17 protein-coding genes and 1 pseudogene are annotated in these 18,474 nt (G+C 71.8%); 8 read left to right on the forward strand and 10 right to left on the reverse strand.

The window, feature by feature from the left end; all coding sequences use genetic code 11:
- Positions 1-69: 69 nt before the first annotated feature.
- Positions 70-783, reverse strand: a complete 714-nt coding sequence (gene trhA, locus IPT68_RS22965; protein WP_189696259.1) for a PAQR family membrane homeostasis protein TrhA — start codon at positions 781-783, stop codon at positions 70-72.
- Between the two features lie 331 nt (positions 784-1,114).
- On the opposite strand from trhA, the gene IPT68_RS22970 reads away from it, so the two are divergent.
- On the forward strand, positions 1,115-2,938 hold the full coding sequence (locus tag IPT68_RS22970) for a phosphoenolpyruvate carboxykinase (GTP) (RefSeq protein WP_189696260.1): 1,824 nt from the start codon (positions 1,115-1,117) through the stop codon (positions 2,936-2,938).
- A 162-nt stretch (positions 2,939-3,100) separates the two neighbouring features.
- Here IPT68_RS22970 and IPT68_RS22975 read toward each other — a convergent pair whose 3' ends face one another.
- From IPT68_RS22975 to IPT68_RS23000, 6 genes are all read right to left on the reverse strand, one after another.
- Complete coding sequence (locus tag IPT68_RS22975; protein WP_189696261.1) at positions 3,101-3,733, reverse strand: hypothetical protein; 633 nt, start codon at positions 3,731-3,733, stop codon at positions 3,101-3,103.
- Positions 3,720-5,261, reverse strand: coding sequence for a substrate-binding and vWA domain-containing protein (locus IPT68_RS22980; RefSeq protein WP_189696262.1), 1,542 nt, complete (start codon positions 5,259-5,261; stop codon positions 3,720-3,722). Before IPT68_RS22980 ends, IPT68_RS22975 begins: the two co-directional genes overlap by 14 nt.
- On the reverse strand, positions 5,258-6,469 hold the full coding sequence (locus IPT68_RS22985; protein ID WP_189696263.1) for a toxic anion resistance protein: 1,212 nt from the start codon (positions 6,467-6,469) through the stop codon (positions 5,258-5,260). The genes IPT68_RS22980 and IPT68_RS22985 overlap by 4 nt, the downstream gene beginning before the upstream one ends.
- A 13-nt stretch (positions 6,470-6,482) precedes the next feature.
- A complete protein-coding gene (locus IPT68_RS22990) occupies positions 6,483-7,556 on the reverse strand; it encodes a substrate-binding domain-containing protein (RefSeq protein WP_189696264.1) in 1,074 nt (357 codons plus the stop codon).
- A gap of 263 nt (positions 7,557-7,819) precedes the next feature.
- Positions 7,820-8,236 carry an SCO4983 family protein gene (locus IPT68_RS22995; RefSeq protein ID WP_189696265.1) on the reverse strand — a complete coding sequence of 139 codons (417 nt, stop codon included), beginning with the start codon at positions 8,234-8,236 and terminating at the stop codon, positions 7,820-7,822.
- 100 nt (positions 8,237-8,336) lie between these two features.
- Complete coding sequence (locus tag IPT68_RS23000; RefSeq protein ID WP_189696266.1) at positions 8,337-9,548, reverse strand: pyridoxal phosphate-dependent aminotransferase; 1,212 nt, start codon at positions 9,546-9,548, stop codon at positions 8,337-8,339.
- 166 nt (positions 9,549-9,714) lie between these two features.
- Between IPT68_RS23000 and IPT68_RS23005 the strand changes: the two genes are divergently transcribed.
- Positions 9,715-10,308, forward strand: a complete 594-nt coding sequence (locus tag IPT68_RS23005) for a hypothetical protein (RefSeq protein ID WP_228039818.1) — start codon at positions 9,715-9,717, stop codon at positions 10,306-10,308.
- Between the two features lie 15 nt (positions 10,309-10,323).
- On the opposite strand, the gene IPT68_RS23010 is transcribed toward IPT68_RS23005, so the two are convergent.
- Together IPT68_RS23010 and IPT68_RS23015 are read right to left on the reverse strand one after the other, a co-directional pair.
- Positions 10,324-11,940 carry an N-acyl-D-amino-acid deacylase family protein gene (locus IPT68_RS23010; RefSeq protein ID WP_189696268.1) on the reverse strand — a complete coding sequence of 539 codons (1,617 nt, stop codon included), beginning with the start codon at positions 11,938-11,940 and terminating at the stop codon, positions 10,324-10,326.
- Positions 11,941-11,950: 10 nt separating this feature from the next.
- The gene (locus IPT68_RS23015; protein WP_189696269.1) at positions 11,951-13,237 is read right to left on the reverse strand and encodes an amino acid deaminase; all 1,287 of its coding nucleotides are present in this window, start codon (positions 13,235-13,237) and stop codon (positions 11,951-11,953) included.
- 140 nt (positions 13,238-13,377) lie between these two features.
- Here IPT68_RS23015 and IPT68_RS23020 point away from each other — a divergent pair, with 140 nt between their 5' ends.
- The 6 genes and pseudogenes from IPT68_RS23020 to IPT68_RS23040 all read left to right on the forward strand — a co-directional run bounded on the left by IPT68_RS23020 (position 13,378) and on the right by IPT68_RS23040 (position 17,092).
- A complete protein-coding gene (locus IPT68_RS23020; protein ID WP_189696270.1) occupies positions 13,378-14,562 on the forward strand; it encodes a sugar kinase in 1,185 nt (394 codons plus the stop codon).
- The gene (locus IPT68_RS23025; RefSeq protein ID WP_189696271.1) at positions 14,559-15,320 is read left to right on the forward strand and encodes an IclR family transcriptional regulator; all 762 of its coding nucleotides are present in this window, start codon (positions 14,559-14,561) and stop codon (positions 15,318-15,320) included. Before IPT68_RS23020 ends, IPT68_RS23025 begins: the two co-directional genes overlap by 4 nt.
- Entirely contained in the window at positions 15,317-15,727 is a 411-nt protein-coding gene (locus tag IPT68_RS23030) for a RidA family protein (RefSeq protein ID WP_189696272.1), read from the forward strand. Before IPT68_RS23025 ends, IPT68_RS23030 begins: the two co-directional genes overlap by 4 nt.
- Positions 15,728-15,854: 127 nt before the next feature.
- Positions 15,855-16,151 carry a GntT/GntP/DsdX family permease gene (locus IPT68_RS35055; protein ID WP_373300495.1) on the forward strand — a complete coding sequence of 99 codons (297 nt, stop codon included), beginning with the start codon at positions 15,855-15,857 and terminating at the stop codon, positions 16,149-16,151.
- A pseudogene (locus IPT68_RS35060) lies at positions 16,115-16,399 on the forward strand (GntT/GntP/DsdX family permease); the annotation flags it as partial. The gene IPT68_RS35055 and the pseudogene IPT68_RS35060, both read left to right, overlap by 37 nt.
- Positions 16,400-16,525: 126 nt before the next feature.
- Positions 16,526-17,092 (forward strand): hypothetical protein, encoded by a 567-nt coding sequence (locus tag IPT68_RS23040; RefSeq protein ID WP_228039820.1) that lies wholly within the window; start codon positions 16,526-16,528, stop codon positions 17,090-17,092.
- A gap of 21 nt (positions 17,093-17,113) precedes the next feature.
- Here the strand turns inward: IPT68_RS23040 and IPT68_RS23045 are convergent, their stop codons facing one another.
- Positions 17,114-18,469: a M14 family metallopeptidase gene (locus tag IPT68_RS23045; RefSeq protein WP_189696273.1), complete on the reverse strand. Its 1,356-nt coding sequence runs from the start codon at positions 18,467-18,469 to the stop codon at positions 17,114-17,116.
- Positions 18,470-18,474: the final 5 nt, after the last annotated feature.

An 18,474-nucleotide genomic window follows, 5' to 3' on the forward strand; every position in this document is an offset into this window, starting at 1 on the left:
CGGACGAGGCCATGTGCGCATGCGGAAGGGCCACGGCTCGCAAGCCGTGGCCCTTTCCGGGAGCTGTGATCACGCGTGCTGGTACGCCACCATCGAGATCCCCACGTAGTGCACCACGAACGCCGCCAGCGTGAAGGAGTGGAACACCTCGTGGAAGCCGAACCAGCGCGGTGACGGGTTCGGCCGCTTGATGCCGTAGATGACGCCGCCCGCGCTGTAGAGCAACCCGCCGACGACCACCAGCACCAGTACGGCGATGCCGCCGGTGCGCATGAAGTCGGGCAGGAAGAACACCGCCGCCCAGCCCATCGCGATGTAGCAGGGCGTGTACAGCCAGCGCGGGGCGCCGACCCAGAAGACGCGGAACAGGATGCCCGCCAGGGCCGCGGCCCAGATGCCCCACAGCAGCCAGCGGCCCTTGCTGCCCGGCAGCAGCAGCAGGGTCAGCGGCGTGTAGGTGCCGGCGATGATCAGGAAGATGTTGGAGTGGTCCAGGCGGCGCAGGACGCCGTCCATGCGCGGGCTCCAGGTGCCCCGGTGGTACAGCGCGCTCACGCCGAACAGCAGGCAGGCCGTGAGGGCGTAGACCCCGCAGGCCACGCGCCCGCGGGCCGAGTCCGCGAGGGCGGTGAGCGTCAGGCCCGCGACCAGCACCGCCGGGAACATGCCGAGGTGCAGCCAGCCGCGGAGCTTGGGCTTGATCGGATGCGGCAGGGAGAGCGCGCTCGGGATCCGGTCGGCGACCGGCGACTCCGAGGGCGCGTCGGGGGCGGACGCAGTCATGCGCGGCATCGTACCTACGGGACCGTAAGTTACGAATCAGTATCCGTCAGGAGTGGCCATCGTCTCACGGTAGCCGGGACGTCGCACGCAAGCCCCCAAGAGACGGTCATCCAAACCCAACGTGCACGTAAAGAAACAAACGGGAACACAGAGGTGGTGGCCTTCCTCACGCCGCTCAGGTGGGCGGCCCTCTGGACAAATGCGCAGTCACCTCGGATGATCAAATGAGTGCGGTCGGCACCGGATGAGCGCCAAAGGGAGTAAGCGAAGCATCCGGGTCGCAGCCCCCACGGGGCAGACAGACAAAAAAATCCCTCATTTAGGAGCGATCGTGGCGCGCGACATCGCGGCTCCCCCCGTCATCCCGACCAACCACCAGGAACTGATCTCGTGGGTGAACGAGATCGCCGAACTGACCCAGCCGGACAGCGTGGTCTGGTGTGACGGATCCGAGGCCGAGTACGAGCGACTGTGCGAAGAGCTCGTCCAGAAGGGAACCTTCCGGAAACTCGACCCGATCAAGCGCCCCAACTCCTACTACGCGGCGTCCGACCCGACGGACGTCGCCCGCGTCGAGGACCGGACCTTCATCTGCTCCGAGAAGGAGGAGGACGCCGGCCCGACCAACCACTGGAAGGATCCCGCCGAGATGCGGGAGATCTTCGCCGGGGAGAAGGGCGTCTTCCGCGGCTCGATGAAGGGCCGGACGATGTACGTCGTCCCGTTCTGCATGGGCCCTCTCGGCTCCGACCTCTCCGCGATCGGCGTCGAGATCACCGACTCCGCCTACGTGGCCGTGTCCATGCGCACCATGACCCGCATGGGACGGCCCGTCCTGGACGAGCTCGGCTCCGACGGCTTCTTCGTGCGTGCCGTGCACACGCTCGGAGCGCCGCTGGAGGAGGGGCAGCAGGACGTGCCGTGGCCGTGCAACAGCACCAAGTACATCTCCCACTTCCCCGAGACCCGCGAGATCTGGTCCTACGGCTCCGGGTACGGCGGCAACGCCCTGCTGGGCAAGAAGTGCTACGCGCTGCGCATCGCCTCCGTGATGGCCCGCGACGAGGGCTGGCTGGCCGAGCACATGCTGGTCCTGAAGCTCACCCCGCCGCAGGGCGAGCCGAAGTACGTCGCCGCCGCCTTCCCGTCCGCCTGCGGCAAGACCAACCTCGCGATGCTGGAGCCCACCATCTCCGGCTGGACGGTCGAGACGATCGGCGACGACATCGCCTGGATGCGCTTCGGTGAGGACGGTCGCCTGTACGCCATCAACCCGGAGGCCGGCTTCTTCGGCGTCGCGCCCGGCACGGGCGAGCACACCAACGCCAACGCGATGAAGACGCTGTGGGGCAACTCCGTCTTCACCAACGTCGCGCTCACCGACGACAACGACGTCTGGTGGGAGGGCATGACGGAGGAGACCCCGGCCCACCTCACCGACTGGAAGGGCAACGACTGGACGCCCGCGTCGGGCACCCCGGCCGCGCACCCCAACGCCCGGTTCACCGTCCCGGCCGCGCAGTGCCCGATCATCGCGCCCGAGTGGGAGGACCCCAGGGGCGTGCCGATCTCCGCGATCCTCTTCGGCGGGCGGCGCGCCACCGCGGTGCCGCTGGTGACGGAGTCCTTCGACTGGAACCACGGCGTCTTCCTCGGCGCCAACGTGGCCAGCGAGAAGACCGCCGCCGCCGAGGGCAAGGTCGGCGAGCTGCGCCGCGACCCGTTCGCCATGCTGCCGTTCTGCGGCTACAACATGGGCGACTACATGGGGCACTGGGTCGACGTCGCCAAGGGCAAGGACCCGGAGAAGCTGCCGAAGATCTACTACGTCAACTGGTTCCGCAAGAACGACGAGGGCCGGTTCGTCTGGCCAGGGTTCGGCGAGAACAGCCGCGTCCTGAAGTGGATCGTGGAGCGCCTTGAGGGCCGGGCCGAGGGCGTCGAGACGCCGATCGGCGTCCTGCCGACCAAGGAGGCCCTGGACACCGACGGCCTGGACATGGCCGACGCGGACCTGGACTTCCTGCTCACCGTGGACAAGGAGGTGTGGCGCGAGGAGGCCGCGCTCGTTCCCGACCACCTCAACACCTTCGGTGACCACACGCCCAAGGAACTGTGGGACGAGTACCACGCCCTGGTGCGCCGCCTGGGCTGAGCCCCACCGAGACTCCGCGGCCGGCCGGAACCGACTGTGCCCTGACCAGCTACATCGTCACGGCCGGCCGCGGTGACCCGTCACCGAACAGCCCCGCACAACGGCGTGCGGGGCTGTTCGGCGTCGCGGACCTGCAGCACCGACCCTCGGGCGGCGCCCGCGTCAGTTGCCCCTGACCGGCGGGCCCTGACGGGTTTCGCCCCGGTCCTGCAGGTACCGGGTGTGGGACTCCTGGCGGCGGACCTCGATCTCCCCGAGGCCCGCCGCCACCCGTGTCAGCTCCTCGTGCAGCAGGGACAGCTGCCGCTCCAGCTGGACCTCCGGCGACTCCTGCCCGGGGGTCAGCCGGGTCCACCAGCGGGTCCGGACGTAGCTGTCGACGCTCTCGGGCATGTCCTGCCGCACCGCCCGGGACAGCACGTGCACGCCCTCCGGGTCCTGTGCGAGCAGCGGGGCACCCCGCTCCGGGTCCAGCAGCGCCGTCAGCAGCTCGGTCAGCCGCTCCAGCCACTCGCCGGCGAAGTGCGGCAGCTCGGCCTCGCCGAGATAGCCGCGCAGCGTTGCCAGGTCGCCGCGCACCTCGTCGAGCTGCTCGCTCGGCGACGGGAAGCGGGGCGGCGCGGGCCGCTCCGGCGGCGCGATCAGCGCGCCCGCGCCGTACAGGCCCGCGACGACCACCGGCCAGTACGGCCCCGCCACGCCCGTGAAGGTGAGCACCAGGCCCAGGATGCCGCAGGCACAGCCGGTGAGGTTCTTGCGGGACTCCAGGTACGTCAGAGCCTTACTGGTAGCCACGGATCTCCTCGAAGGCGCCGTCCAGGGAGCCCTGCTGGGCGTCGAACAGGCGGCCGCCGGTCAGGTCGGCGATGTGCTCCAGCTCGGAGCGGTCGGAGTCGCCGAAGAGGATCGGGAAGACGGGGATGTCGCCCTGCCCGCCGGTGAGCGAGCCGTGGAACGCCTCGAAGTCCTGGGCGCTCGCGCCGGCGGTGTTCTCCCCGTCGGTCATCAGCACGATCGACGTGAACGTGTCGTCGTCGGCGCCCAGGTGCGCGTACGCCTTCTCCAGCGAGGTGTAGATCGCCGTGTCGCCCTCGGCCCGGAGCGCCTGGGTGTCGCGGCGGATCCCGTCGAGGCCGGTCTTCGGGTCCGCCGGGTCGACGACATGGGTGCGCACGCTCTTCACGGCCGACCCGAACGGCATCAGCGTCACCTCCTCGCGGTCCCGGAAGTCCCCGGTCAGCCCGGCGAGGGCCGCCTTCAGCCGCTCCAGCCGGTCGCCCTGCATGGAGCCGGAGGTGTCCAGGACGTACACCGTGCGCGACGGGCGGCGCAGTTCGTTCTCGTAGGAGTCGAGCAGGCCGTCGGCGACGGAACGGCTGCCCGGGAAGGGCAGTTCGCGCCGCCGGCTGGTCTCGAGGTCCCGGGCCGGTGACACCGACGGTACGACCGGGCGGCGCAGGGTGCGGTTGGTGATCTCCTGCTGGACGCCCGGGGTGCGCAGTGCCTCCGTGAGCCGGCGGACGTCCTCGCGGGCGCCGGCGCTCGCGGACGCCAGGGAGGACAGCGGGTAGTCCGCGCTCACCACGCCGTCGGTGGGCCGGATCACCGTCAGACCGGGCACGGACGTGAGCACCGACTCGTAGTTGAGCAGCGCGTCGACGGTGCCGCGCCGGGTGTAGGCGCTCGCCAGCCAGCCCGACGAACCGGACGTCAGCTTCTGCCCCTTGAAGAACTCCCGCAGCCGCGGCGTGGCCTTCTCCACGTCCGCGTCGGTGAGCGCGGACTGGGCGCCGGAGAGGGCGGAGGCGACGGAGACCAGGGTGGCGAAGCCGGAGTTGGAGCGGGCCGGGTCGGTCATGCCGTACGTCAGCCCGCCGTCGCGGACCGCCTGCTCGACCTGGGACCAGGTGACGTCCTCCGGCCGCCAGCCGAGGGCCTGGACGGTGGCCGGCTTCACGCCGATCGCGACTGGGCTCGACATGATCGGCGTCTCCGACACCACCTTCTTCGCCGCCTCCGGGCGCAGCCGCAGATAGTCGTTGGAGGCCAGCCACACCGCGTCGTACGCCTGGTCCGCCTCGCCCCGCGCCAGCAGGTCGACGGCGTCCAGGGTGCCCATGTAAGTGGGCCGGACGGTGATGCCGGTCTCCTCGCGGACCTGCTCCAGGACGGGCGCCATGTCGCTGAGCTCACTGGAGGCGAGGACGCGCAGCGTGCCGGGCGCGTAGGCGGTGGGGTCGTCGTCGGGGGTGTCCTGCCCGGTGGTGCAGGCGGTGAGGAGGGTGAGCGCGGCGAGGGTGAGGGCAGCGATCCGGCGTCTCATGTCCGGCCCCCTTCCAGGGCGCCCTGCGAGCGGCTGCGCTCCAGGTGGGCACGGGCGCTGTGCAGTTCGGACGTCAGGGACTCGACGGTCGCGGCCATCGCTTCGGTGGCCTCCACCTTGTAGGTGTCGATGGCGTCGAGCGTGCGGTAGATCTGCTGGAAGGCGGTCCGCAGGGTCTCCGCGCCGACCGCCGGGTCGGCGGCGATCCGCTGGATCTCGCCGGACTGCGTGGCGAGCATCTCCGCGTTGCCGCGGATCAGGTCCTCGGTGGTGCCGCGCAGGGCGTTGACCTGGTCGACGACCTTCTTCTGGCTGTCGAGGGCGGAGGCCAGCATCACGGAGATGCGCAGCGCCGAGACGGTGGTCGTGGCGGCCCGGTCGACGCCCTTGATCAGCTCCTCGTTGTTGCGGCGTACGACGTCCATCGCGAGGTAGCCCTGCGCGCACACCGCGAGCTGGGTGAGCAGGTCCTGGTGCTTCTGCCGGACGGGGAACAGGACGTCGGCGCGCAGGGTGTCGGCCTGCTGGGGGTCGGCGACGCGGACGATGTGCTCTTCGACGGCGCTGTCCAGGGCCTCGGTGAGGACGACGTACTCCTGCAGCTTGCCCATGCTCTCCCACAGCCGGACCCGCTCGGTCTGCAACGCGGCGTTGTCCCGGCGCAGTTCGTCCTGCCCGCCGCGCAGCGAGCCCACGATCCTGTTCAGCGTGCCCTGCGCGGAGGCGTACTTGGCGACGTGGTCGCGCAGCTTGTTGCCGCCGGGCAGCCGGGAGAGGAACTTGCGCCCCTTGGCGGTGGGCGGGTCGCGCGGGTCGAGGTCCTCGACGACGCGCCGCAGCTCCACCAGCGACCCGGCGACCTGCGCCTGGGCGTCACCGCCCTTGCCGGGCAGGCTGCGCACGGTCCGCTCCAGCATGCGGTTGGACTGCGCGGCCGCGGTGCGCATCTCGCCGGCGCCGAGCGCGGTGATCTCACCGACCTTGCCGGCGAACTCGGGTGAGCGGGCGTCGAGGGCGGCGAGGCCGGCGACGTGGTCGGCGGCCTTGCGGGCCATGTCCGTGCGGACGCTCTCGTCGACGGGGACGAGCCCGCCGGCCTTGTCGCGCGGGACCGCGGACACGGGCTCGGGCGGGGTGAGGGTGAAGGTGTCGTCGCGGCTGGCGCTGGTGTTCTGGCTGGCGCTGTGGCCGAGGACGTAGTCGCTCATCTGGCTGATTCCCCTATCCCCGCGCCCGGCGCGCCATCTCGTGCAGCACCTCGGAGGTGGGCACGGGCGCCTGACGCACGGTCAGCTTCTGCATGAGGTAGTCGGTGTGGCCGGCGGTGGCCTCGGTGAACTCGGCGGTGGCGCCCTGCGGGCGGAACCCGTGCCGGACGGCCAGCTCCCGCACCACGGGATCGGTGGAGAGCAGCTGGCCGAGCTCGCGGCCCGCGTCGGTCAGCGGCACGACGGTGTGGTCGCTGGTGGCGGTGGTGTCCGGGTACAGGACGGTGAGGTCGTCGACGCCCTGGCCCTGCGCGAGCAGGGCGGCGACCTGCGACTCGTACACGAGCACGAGCGGGTTGCCGGCTCCGCTGACGAAGTCCCGGAAGGCCCCGTCCGAGCTGGACTGCTGGGCGCCCTGCACGGCGACCAGCTTGCGCAGCAGCGGCGCGGTGCGCCGCACGTCGGCGTCGTTCGTGACGACCTTGCCGTCGTTGTCGACGTAGGAGGCGGCGGCGAGGTACAGGGCGCCGGAGTTGGAGGTGACGGGGTCGGTGCTGGCGATGTAGAGCGTCCCGCTCAACTCGCCGTACCGATCGGCCCCCTTGAGCTGCTGCCAGGTCCGGTCGTCCCGGGCGGCGTCGAGATGGGCGCCCATCCTCAGTGTGCCGCGGTGGGCCTCGTCGAGCGTGGCGAGCCCGTTGGCCTCGAGCACCTCGGCGGCGTTGCGGTGCGCCACGACCACGAGGGGCGAGTAGAAGGGGCGGGGCAGCGGCTGCTGCGCCCCGTACTTCTCGGCCAGCGCGTCGGCGGGCGCCTTGCTGGACGGGAAGGCGAAGTCGTAACCCTTCAGGTCGAGGTCCTCCATGGCCCATGACCCGGACGGCTCCGCCCGCACGGTGTAGCCCTTGGCGGCAAGGGCGTCCACCACCTGGGGATCGGCGAAGAACTCGGCCTTCTCCGACCCGACCACCGCGCGCACGGTCTTCGTTGCCATGCCTTGGTCCCCGTTGTCCCGGCCCGCCACGACGGCCGCCACCACGCCGCCGATCAGCAGTACCGCGAGGACAATCCCTGTGATTCGTCTCACGCCGGGAGCGTGCTCCCGGAACCCGACGTTCCCCGGTGTCGACGGTGAACGACCGGTGACGTACCAGTCCCGGCACGGCAACGCCGCGAGGGGCGCGGGGAACTGCGCGATCAACCACGAACAACAGACAGCCGCGAGCCGACAAGAAGTCCCACGCCCCATAGGCGCGTCGGATCAAGCCGACGCAGTGCTGTGGCACCCGGTCCGCGCGTCGCTGCGGGTGCACGCGGACCGGGGCCGTCAGGGGGAGCCCGTGAGGGGACTCAGGGGGACGCGAGCCGGCGGGGCTCGAGAGCCTTGGCGTGGGCGTCCATCCGCTGGGCGGCGAGGATCGCCGCCGCCGTGTCCGCGCGGGACGCGGCGACGACCAGCGCACGCCCGGCCAGCGCGTGGGCGCGCCGGTGCAGCGCGGCGAGGTGCGGTTCGGCGGTAGCGGTCGCCGGGGTGCGGGCCGGCGTACGGCCGCCCCGCAGCCGGGCCACCTGCTCCGCGAGTCGTGCGGCGGCGGCGTTCAGGTCGTCGGACGGGGCCAGCGCGCTCAGCTCGTCGGTGACGGCGAGCAGTGCCGCGAGGTGCCCGGCGAGCTGGATGTCCAGCTCTTCCTCACGTGACCGGTGGGGGAAGTCGGACGCGGTGCCGGCCATCGTGTGGACCGACTTGGCGCGGATCGGTTCGTACATGGGACGGCCTCCTGTGCTCGGCAGAAAACATCCTACCTTGGATTTCGTCTAAAGTTGAGCCGTTCGCACACAAGGGGTCGGTGTCCACGCAGGGTGAGCGTCAGTGCTGGCCGTACCCGTCCAGGAACGAGCCGATCCGGCCGATGGCGTCCCGCAGGTCGGCGACCGTGGGCAGCGTGACGACCCGGAAGTGGTCCGGCTCCGTCCAGTTGAAGCCCGTGCCGTGCACGACCATGATTTTCTCGCGCCGGAGCAGGTCCAGGACCAGCCGCCGGTCGTCCTTGATCTTGAAGACCTTGGGGTCCAGGCGGGGGAAGAGGTACAGGGCGCCCTTCGGGCGGACGCAGGTCACGCCCGGGATCTGCGTCAGCATCTCGTAGGCCACGTCCATCTGCTCCCGCAGCCGGCCGCCCGGCAGCACCAGGTCGTTGATCGACTGGCGTCCGCTCAGCGCGGCGACCACGCCGTGCTGGCCCGGCATGTTCGCGCACAGGCGCATGTTCGCCAGGATCGTCAGGCCCTCGATGTAGGAGTCGGCGTGCGCGCGCGGACCGGAGATCGACATCCAGCCGACCCGGTAGCCGGCCACCCGGTACGCCTTCGACATGCCGTTGAAGGTGAGGGTGAGCAGATCGGGGGCGATCGAGGCCGTCGGGACGTGCGTCGCGCCGTCGTACAGGATCCTGTCGTAGATCTCGTCCGAGCAGACCAACAGGTTGTGGCGGCGGGCGATGTCGGTCAGGCCCTTGAGCACCGCCTTGTCGTAGACCGCGCCGGTCGGGTTGTTCGGGTTGATGATCACGATCGCCTTGGTGCGGTCGGTGACCTTGCGCTCGACGTCGGCGAGGTCCGGCATCCAGTCGGACTGCTCGTCGCAGCGGTAGTGCACGGCCGTACCGCCGGACAGGGACACGGCGGCCGTCCACAGCGGGTAGTCCGGCGCCGGGACGAGAACCTCGTCGCCGTCGTCCAGCAGGCCCTGCATCGCCATGGTGATCAGCTCGGAGACGCCGTTGCCGATGAAGACGTGCTCGACGTCCGTCTCGATGCCGAGGGTCTGGTTGTGCATGACGACCGCCCGGCGCGCGGCCAGCAGGCCCTTGGCGTCGCCGTAGCCGTGGGCCGTCGACACGTTGCGGAGGATGTCCTCCAGGATCTCCGGCGGGCACTCGAAGCCGAAGGCGGCCGGGTTGCCGGTGTTCAGCTTCAGGATGCGGTGACCTGCCGCTTCCAGGCGCATCGCCTCTTCGAGAACCGGGCCCCGGATCTCGTAACAGACGTTCGCGAGCTTCGTCGACTGGATCACCTGCATGTCTGGGAGCTTACGACCGCATAACGGGTCACGGCTCGTGCTTTCCGCCACATGAGACGCCGGTTCGGGCTTGCGAGCACTGTCGCTGTCCCTGAAATACTGGGAGTCTCTAGAATGCGTGGCCATGTCAGAGCCTGCCCGAACGGGTGAACCTCAGAGTGCGCCGATGGTGTACCTGCCGCAGCCGCCGCCGGAGCAGATACCGGCCTACGACGAGTACGCCGACCCGGCGGCGGCACACGGTTGGGAGAACGCCTACGACGAGACGAGCGAGCTGCCGCCGGTGACGCCCTCCGGGCCCCGCCGCTCCCGTCGCAAGCCCAGCCTCTGGCGGCAGCGGCGGGTGGCGGTGACCGCGGGTGCGGTGGGCGCGGTGTCCGTGGCGGCGCTGATCGCCGGGTTCTCCTTCTCCGGCTCGCCCTCCGGCGACGGCACGCAGGACAAGCAGGACAGGACGACCTCGACGTCGGACGACGCAGACCCGGCGACGCCGTCGGGGGCGGAGGCGGGCGGTGGCGACGGCACGTCCGCCGCGCCCACGTCGCCGGGCGGCGGAGCCGGCGCCGCCGTGTCCCCGTCCGCCACCACGTCCGCTGGCGGCGGCGGCTCCGAGTCGCCCGGCTCGAAAACGCCCGGCGAGGAGCCCACGACCGCGCCGACCACGACAACGGCTCCCAGCGCGACACCGACCGCCGACGATCCGGCGACCGACGACGACAACCCGGGCAACGGCCGGGGCGCCAGCAAGCGGCCCAGGTAGCCAGGGAGCGAGAACTCAGGCCGGGGTGGGGGACCTGCGCACCGCCCGCCCCGCCAGGACGTCCGTGCGCCGCCCGTCCTCGATCACGAAGCGGCCGTCGATCAGCACGTGCGGGATGCCCGTCGGGAGCGTGCGCGGCCGGTCGAAGGTGGAGCCCGCCGCGACCGCGGCCGGGTCGAAGAGCACCAGGTCGGCCCGGTACCCCTCGCGGATCACGCCCCGGTCCGGCAGCCGCAGCCGGGCCGCCGGTCGCCCGGTCAGCCGGGCCACGCACTCCTCCAGCGACAGCACCCCCAGTTCCCGGACGTACCGGCCGAGATAGTGCGGGAACGTGCCGTATGCGCGCGGGTGCGGCTTGGCGCCCTGCAGGATGCCGTCCGAGCCGCCCGTGTGCACCCGGTGCCGCATGATGGCCCGGACGTTCTCCTCGTGACCGACGTGCTGCAGGATCGTCGGGCCGAGCCGGTCCTCGACCAGCAGCCGCCGGGCGGTGACCCACGGCGCCTCGCCGCGCAGGGCCGCCGACTCCTGCACCGTACGGCCGACGTACGCCTGGAGGGCGGGGTCGGTCACGCCGGAGATCTCGATCGTGTCCCACTCGACCGGTACGCCGTGACAGCCGTCCGCGCCCACCACCTCCAGGTCGTGGCGGATGCGCTCGGCGGTGGCGTCGTCCCTCAGCCGCCGCAGGATCCGCTCCGGGCCGCCCTCGCCCGCCCAGCTCGGCAGCAGCGCCACCAGCGTCGTGCAGCCGGGGGTGTAGGGGTACGTGTCCAGGCTGATGTCCGCTCCGGCCGCGAGGGCCTCGTCGAGCAGGGACAGCAGCTCGGGCGCGCGGCCCTTGTTGACGCCGAAGTTCATGGTGGCGTGCGCGAGGTGCAGCGGGCAGCCGGCCTCCCGGGTGAGGGCGACCATCTCCTCGTACGCCTGGAGCGCCCCGGCCCCGTACGAGCGGTGGTGCGGGCAGTAGTAGCCGCCGTACTCCGCCACCACCCGGCACAGCTCGGTCAGCTCGGCGTCCTTCGCGTACATGCCGGGCGTGTAGGTGAGCCCCGACGACATCCCGACCGCGCCCTGCTCCAGGCCCTGCGCCACCAGCCGCCGCATCCGCTCCAGCTCGTCCGGCGTGGCCGGCCGGTCCTCCCAGCCGACGACCAGCGCGCGGACCGTCCCCTGGGGGACCAGGTAGGCCGCGTTGACCGCGACGCCCGCGTCCAGCCGGTCCAGGTACTCGCCCACCGAACGCCAGTCGAAGTCGATGTCGTCGCCGTAGCCGTTCCAGCCGGTGATGGCACGGCGGACCTCGGCCAGCGTGCGGTCGTCGACGGGGGCGTAGGACAGCCCGTCCTGGCCGATGACCTCCAGGGTCACGCCCTGCGCGGCCTTCGCGCTGTGGTCGGGGTCCCGCAGCAGGGCGAGGTCGCTGTGGGCGTGCATGTCGATGAAGCCGGGCGAGAGGACCAGGCCCTCCGCGTCCAGCTCCCTGGTGGCGGTGGGGCGCTGGCAGCCCGCCGCCGCGGCCTCCTTGACGATCGACACGATCCGGCCGTCGTCGACCACGACGTCGGCGCGGTAGGCGGGGGCGCCGGTGCCGTCGACGACGTCCGCGTCACGGATGACGAGGTCTGCCATGCCGGTCCTCCTAGAAGAACGTGCGGATGTAGTCGACGACCGTGCCGTCCGCCTCGGCCACCGGGATGAACTGCCACTTGTCGAACGACGTGCACGGGTGGGAGAGCCCCATGCCGAGCCAGTCCCCGACGCGGAGGTCCGCCTCCGGGCCGGTGCGCAGCCAGGCGTGCTGGTCGGACAGCGCGGTGACCTCGATGCCGGTCGCCGGACGCTCGTCGTCGCCCCGCCGCACGACCTGGGCGAGAGGCAGGTCGAGGTCGTACGCCGCGTCCCGCTTGCCCGCGTTGACGAAGGCCTGCTCCGGCGTCGGCCGCGACACCACCTGCGCCCACAGCCGGAACGCGGGCTCCAGGGCGCCCTCCCGCGACACCCGGTTGAAGGGCGTCAGCTTCCGGTAGTGGCCGTCGTCGTGCGAGACGTACGCGCCGGAGCGCAGCAGCTTCAGCACCGGTGCGCTCAGCTCGGGGATCTCCGCGAACACGTCCGCCACCGCGTCGAACCAGGCGCTGCCGCCCGCGCTGACCACGATCTCCTCGCGGCCCTGGAACCGGCCCGCCTTGTCGAAGTCCGCCGCCAGCGCCACCAGCCGGCGCAGCCACGCGCGCACCCGCTCGGGGTCCGCCCGAGGCACCTCGCCCTCGTAGCCCGCGACGCCGGCCAGGCGCAGGGCCGGTGCGGCGGCCACCGCGTCGGCGACCGCCGCGCACTCCGCCTCCGTACGCACGCCGGTGCGGGCGCCCTCGCCGGCGGCGAGTTCCACGACGACGTCCACGGGGCGCTCCGTGCCGCGCAGCGCCGCGTCCATCAGCTCGACGCCGCGCACGGAGTCGACGTAGCAGACGAACGCGAAGGAGGGGTCGGCGGCCAGCTCGCCGGCGATCCAGCGCAGGGCCGCCGCGTCCACCAGCTCGTTGGCCAGGAAGATCCGCCGGATCCCGAACGCCCGCGCCACCCGCACCTGGTGCGGCACCGCGAGCGTGATGCCCCACGCGCCCCGCTCGATCTGCCGCTGGAAGAGCTGCGGGGCCATGGTGGTCTTGCCGTGCGGAGCGAAGGCGAGGCTGTGGCGGGTGGCGTACTCCGCCATGAGCCGGAGGTTGTGCTCCAGGTGCTCGGCGGAGAGGGCGAGGACCGGGGTGGTGAAGCCGTCGGTGAAGAGGTTGCGGCGCTGGGCGGCGAGTTCGGCGACGGTGAGGCCGTCGGCGTCGGGCGGGAGGCCCTTGAAGCGGTGGTCGACGCGTTCCTCGGCGAGGCCGGCGAGCTGGTCAGTGGCGGGGGAGCCGGGGTCGAGGGCCATGAAGCCTCCCTGATCTGGTGCGTTGCGCTTAGCGCAACGTCCATTGCGTATGTCGCTTACCGCTGTCTAACATCTCGGCCAACGCGGGGTCAACGAAAGCAGCCGGGACCCGCGATGCCGACCGAGGAGTCCTGACCATCGTGACCGCCACCGGCACCAGCACCGCACCCGACGTCGTGGACGTCGTCGCGCTCGGCGAGTCCATGGTCGCCTTCCTGCCGTCCCGGCCGGGCCGCCTCGCCGACGTGCCCTCCTTCGACCGGGGCATCGGCGGCGCGGAGTCCAACGTGGCGTGCGTGCTGGCGGCGGCCGGGCACCCGACGCGGTGGGTCAGCAGGGTGGGCGAGGACGGCTTCGGCGACCACCTGGTCGAGGCGATCGGGGCGTACGGCGTCGACGTGACCGCCGTCCCCCGGGATCCGGCGCGGCCGACGGGCGTGTACTTCCGCACGGCCGGGGACAGGGCGACGGACGCGCATGAGGTGGCGTACTACCGGGCGGGGTCGGCGGCGTCCGCCATGGCGGTGGAGAACGTGGACCTTCGGGCGGTGCGCGCGGGACGCGTACTGCACCTGTCCGGAATCACGGCGGCGCTCTCCGACGAGTGCTCCGGCCTCTTGTGGTGGCTGACCGCGCCCCGGCCCGAGCGGCCGCTCGTCTCGTTCGACGTCAACTTCCGTCCCGGCCTGTGGCGTGACGCCGAGGGGCCGCGCGTCCTGCTCGACCTCGCCCGGCGCGCCGACGTCGTCTTCGTCGGCACCGACGAGGCACGGGCGGCCTGGGGCGTCACCGGCGGTCCGGAGGCGATCCGCGCGCTGCTGCCGGAGCCGCCCGTGCTGGTGGTCAAAGAGGGCGCTCGGGGCGCGACGGTGTTCGAGCGCGCGGACGAGCACGTCGACCGGCCGTCCCGTCCGGCCGCGGGTGCCGCCGAAGCGGCACGGGTGGGCGCGGGCGGCACCCCGCAGGAGCCGGGTCGCGCGACCGACCCCCGGCCGGCACGGACGCCGGGCGCCGACGAAAAGCCGCCCGCCTTCGTCCCCGCCCCCCACGTCACCGTCGCGGCAGCGGTCGGGGCCGGTGACGCCTTCGCCGCCGGATTCCTCTCCGCCACCCTGCGGGGCCTGCCCGTGCGGGACCGGCTGCGGCACGGACACCTCTGGGCCGCCGCCGCCCTCACCGTCCCCGGCGACCTCGCCACACCTCCGCCCCGCGACCACGCCGACCGGCTCGCCGCCCTGGACGACGGCGCGTGGGGGAGACTTCGACTCGGCCCCGGCTGGACGCACGCCGTTGATCGGGCCTCGGAGGAGGTACGTACGCCATGAGCCAGACCGTCGACCGCGCGCTGAGCATCCTGCCGCTGCTCGCCGAGGGCCCCGCCGACCTCGGGCAGGTCGCCGACCGCCTCGGCGTGCACAAGTCCACCGCGCTCCGCCTGCTGCGCACCCTGCACGAACACGGCTTCGTCTACCGCCAGTCCGACCAGCGCTACCGTCTCGGCGCCCGCCTCTTCGCGCTCGCGCAGGAGGCCATGGAGAACCTCGACGTCCGCGAGATCGCCCACCCCCACCTCGTACGGCTGAACGAGCAGTGCGGGCACACCGTGCACCTCGCGGTGTACGAGGAGAACGAGGTGCTCTACATCGACAAGGTGGAGAGCCGCTACCCGGTCCGCATGTACTCACGGATCGGCAAGCCGGTCGCCATCACGGTCGCCGCCGTTGCCAAGCTGCTGCTCGCCGACCTCCCCGAGCACGAGCGCCGCACTCTCGCGGGCAAGCTCGACTACCCCATGTACACGTCCCGTTCGACGCCGAACCCCGAGGCCTTCCTCCGTGAGCTGGCCAGGGTGCGCGAACAGGGCTGGGCCACCGACCTCGGCGGCCACGAGGAGTCCATCAACTGCGTCGCCGCGCCCATCCGCGGCGCCGACGGCCGGGTCGTCGCCGCGGTGTCGGTGTCCGCGCCCAACGTGGTCGTCACCGGCGACGAACTCCTCACCCTGCTCCCGCTGGTCCGCCGCACGGCGGACGCCATCAGCGGCGAGTACTCCGGCAGGACCCCGACGAGAGAGCTGGCATGACCGAGAAGACCGCCCTGACCCCCTCGACCCACACCACCCCGCCCGCGCGGTTCTCCCACGGCGTGAGGAAGGGCAACATCCTCCAGGTCGCCGGCCAGGTCGGCTTCCTGCCCGCGGTCGAGGGGCAGCCCCCGACGCCGGCCGGTCCCACCCTGCGTGAGCAGACCCTCCAGACCCTCGCCAACGTCAAGTCCGTTCTGGAGGAGGGCGGCGCCTCCTGGGACGACGTGATGATGATCCGCGTCTACCTCACGGACGTGGACCACTTCGCCGAGATGAACGAGCTCTACAACGCCTACTTCGAGGAGCAGGGCCTCACCCGGCCGCCGGCCGCCCGGACCACCGTCTACGTCGGGCTGCCCGCCGGACTCCTCATCGAGATCGACGCCCTCGCCGTCCTGGGCTGACGCCCTTCGAGGAACATCCATCCCCGCACGCCGTACGCCGTCACGGCACGGTGCCCACCTCCCCGGGGCGCCGTGCCGCGATCCCCCATGCCCGAAAGCGTCATGTGCCGACCCAGATGACCACCGGATGCCCGCTGCATCCCTCCCGAAATCCGTCCCGCTCGCTGCCTCCGCCCCGGCGGCCGAGGCCCCGCCCCACACCGGCGGTCTGCTCCTCCTCGTCGACGGCACCGCGGGACTGCTGACGGTCGCCGCGCTCGGTATCGCGCTCCTGCTCTTCCTGATCATCAAGGCCCGGATCCAGCCGTTCGTCGCCCTGCCGGCCGTCTCCATCGCCGTCGGCCTGATGGCCGGCCTGTCGGTCACCGAACTCTTCGGCACCGTCCGCGGGTCGCCCAGGGTTCGGCGACGGTGGCGATCGTGACGACGGCGGGCATCGTGGCCCCGCTGCTCGCGGAGGGCGACCACTCGCAGGCGTTCGTGGCCCTGGTCATCATGGCCGTCTCCGCCGGCTCGATCTTCGCCTCGCACGTCAACGACGGTGGCTTCTGGATCGTCGCCAAGTACGTCGGGATCAGCGAGCGGGACACGCTCAAGACGTGGACGGTGCTGGAGTCGGTGCTGTGGGTGGCCGGGTTCGTCGCGGCTGCCGTGCTCAGCCTGTTCGGGTGAGGGGCCGGGCCGTCGGGGTTCGCCTCGGCGGCCCGCGGGCGTATCGAGCCGGTCCGCGCCGGGGGTCGGTGAGCGCGCGGCGGGGACAGGTGACCTCTGTCGCCCCCGGCGCCCCACGGCACAGCAATGTCCGCCATACTGCCCGCTGTGGAGCAGCGCATAGGTACGAGCAGTCAGCCCCTGGACGCCGGGCTCAACCCGGCCCACATCCCCGGGCTCACCGGCCCGGAGAAGGCCGCCGAGCCCGAGCCCGAGGACGCGGCCCCGGTCGAGGACGAGGTCACCGGGCGGACCTCCGCCGCACCGGTGGAGCCCGAAGAGGCCACCGCCGAGGAGCCAGAGGAGCCGCAGGAGGTCGAGGAGCCGGCGGCCGAGGAGCCCAAGGAGGCGGTCGGCGGCCCCGTGTTCGAGGCCGCCGACCGCCGGGCCCGCATTGTCGCCGACGCCAGGGGCGTCCGCCTCAGCCTCGACGAGGAGAGCTGCGAGTTCCGCTGGGACGAGATCGGCGCGATCGAGACGGAGTCCCCGCGCTTCGGCAAGCGGTTCACGGTGACCGTGCACACGCCCGACCGCCGTTGGTACCCCATCGAGATCGAGGCCAAGTCGAGGTCCCAGCACAAGGAGTGGGACGAGCGGCTGGACGCGGTCCTCGACGCCTACTTCGAGGCGGACGCCGAGGCCGACGCCGGTTGAGCCGCCCGGGCGACCGCCCGGTCAGCCGCAGTACTGGGCTTCCTTGCCGATCGACCGGTACATGCAGTCCGCGTTCTCCAGCAGTTGCAGCACCGCGTCACGGTTGCGTGAGGTCTCCCGCTCGATCACCTCGTCGGGCGGGTAGAACCCACCCCCGGAGGACGACCGCGGATACATCTCGAACGTGTACCCGAAGATCTTCTGCGAGCCCCACAGGTAGTCGTCGATCGACCCGTCGGTGATGTACAGGTCGCTCGACTGCTCGGGCGTGTAGCCGTTGCTCGCGGCCATCTTCTGCCCCACCGCGGCGAAGGCGTTGCGGTCGTCCGCCGTCATCCCGGTCGTCGTGTCGGAGTACGTGTACCCGAACGGCCAGAGCACCAGCTCGCTGTAGGTGTGGAAGTCGATCCCGGCCTTGATCTGCTGCGTCCCGCCCACCACGCGGCTGCGCACGAAGTCGGCGACGACCTTCACCTCCGGCGCCGACTCGGGCGCCGAGCCGCGGTAGGTGTCGGAGGACGGCGAGCCGGAGGACCCGCCGCAGCAACCCCACCGGTAGTTCCAGTTCCGGTTGAGGTCCGTGCCGACGTACGAGGAACCGGAGTTGGGCTGCCGGTTCTTGCGCCACGACCGGTACGAGCCGGTGGCGATGTCGTACTCGCCGCCGTCCGGGTTGAGGTCGGGGACGATCCAGATCTCCCGGTTGTCCACCATGTTCCGCACGCGTGAGTCCGTGCCGTAGTCGGACGTCAGCTCCCGCAGCAGATACAGCGCCATCTCGACGGTGAGATGCTCACGGGCGTGCTGGTGGTGGGTGAACAGCACCTCGGGCTCGGCCTCGTCCGTGCCGACGTTGTCGCTGATCTTGATGGCGACGATGTTCCGGCCCTGGTACGACGTCCCGATCACCCGCTGGCTCGCGATGGCCGGGTTCGCCGCGACGACCGAGTTGATCTGGCTCGTCATCTCCGCGTAGTTGTGGTACCGGGAGTCGGCGGACGGGAAGTCGTAGAGCCGGACGTCGTCCTCGCCGGCCGAGCGGTCGGGGGCCGCGCCGAGCGGGGTGATCTCGTAGCCCAGCGAGCGCAGCTTCCTGATCTGGTCCGCGCGGCCGGAGACGACGACGGTGTGGTCGTCGGCCTCGTCCACGGTCACGCCCGATTGCTGGATGGCCGTGCGGTCCTCGACGGTCGAGTGCGTGTGGATCTCGTACTGACGGACGTCGTCCGCCGAGGCCGCCGCCCTGCCCGCGCTGTCGGCGGTGGCGTCGGTGACCGTCGTCGAGACCGGGGCCGCGAGGGCGAGGGCCAGCAGGGCGGCGAGGGCGGCGGTGCGTCTGCCGCTGCGGACGCCTGAGCCGCGGATGCGAAGTCGCATGAAGT

It is taken from the genome of Streptomyces chromofuscus (assembly GCF_015160875.1).
GTDB lineage: Bacteria > Actinomycetota > Actinomycetes > Streptomycetales > Streptomycetaceae > Streptomyces > Streptomyces chromofuscus.

Excerpts from the sequence above, each read along its gene's own strand:
- IPT68_RS23030 (WP_189696272.1), top strand. The coding sequence starts at position 15,317 with ATGACCGAGAAGACCGCCCTGACCCCCTCGACCCACACCACCCCGCCC.
- IPT68_RS23025 (WP_189696271.1), top strand. The coding sequence starts at position 14,559 with ATGAGCCAGACCGTCGACCGCGCGCTGAGCATCCTGCCGCTGCTCGCC.
- IPT68_RS23015 (WP_189696269.1), bottom strand. The coding sequence starts at position 13,237 with ATGGCCCTCGACCCCGGCTCCCCCGCCACTGACCAGCTCGCCGGCCTC.
- IPT68_RS23005 (WP_228039818.1), top strand. The coding sequence starts at position 9,715 with ATGGTGTACCTGCCGCAGCCGCCGCCGGAGCAGATACCGGCCTACGAC.
- IPT68_RS35055 (WP_373300495.1), top strand. The coding sequence starts at position 15,855 with ATGCCCGCTGCATCCCTCCCGAAATCCGTCCCGCTCGCTGCCTCCGCC.
- IPT68_RS23045 (WP_189696273.1), bottom strand. The coding sequence starts at position 18,469 with ATGCGACTTCGCATCCGCGGCTCAGGCGTCCGCAGCGGCAGACGCACC.
- IPT68_RS22995 (WP_189696265.1), bottom strand. The coding sequence starts at position 8,236 with ATGTACGAACCGATCCGCGCCAAGTCGGTCCACACGATGGCCGGCACC.
- IPT68_RS23010 (WP_189696268.1), bottom strand. The coding sequence starts at position 11,940 with ATGGCAGACCTCGTCATCCGTGACGCGGACGTCGTCGACGGCACCGGC.
- IPT68_RS22985 (WP_189696263.1), bottom strand. The coding sequence starts at position 6,469 with ATGAGCGACTACGTCCTCGGCCACAGCGCCAGCCAGAACACCAGCGCC.
- IPT68_RS22980 (WP_189696262.1), bottom strand. The coding sequence starts at position 5,261 with ATGAGACGCCGGATCGCTGCCCTCACCCTCGCCGCGCTCACCCTCCTC.
- IPT68_RS23000 (WP_189696266.1), bottom strand. The coding sequence starts at position 9,548 with ATGCAGGTGATCCAGTCGACGAAGCTCGCGAACGTCTGTTACGAGATC.
- IPT68_RS23040 (WP_228039820.1), top strand. The coding sequence starts at position 16,526 with ATGTCCGCCATACTGCCCGCTGTGGAGCAGCGCATAGGTACGAGCAGT.
- trhA (WP_189696259.1), bottom strand. The coding sequence starts at position 783 with ATGACTGCGTCCGCCCCCGACGCGCCCTCGGAGTCGCCGGTCGCCGAC.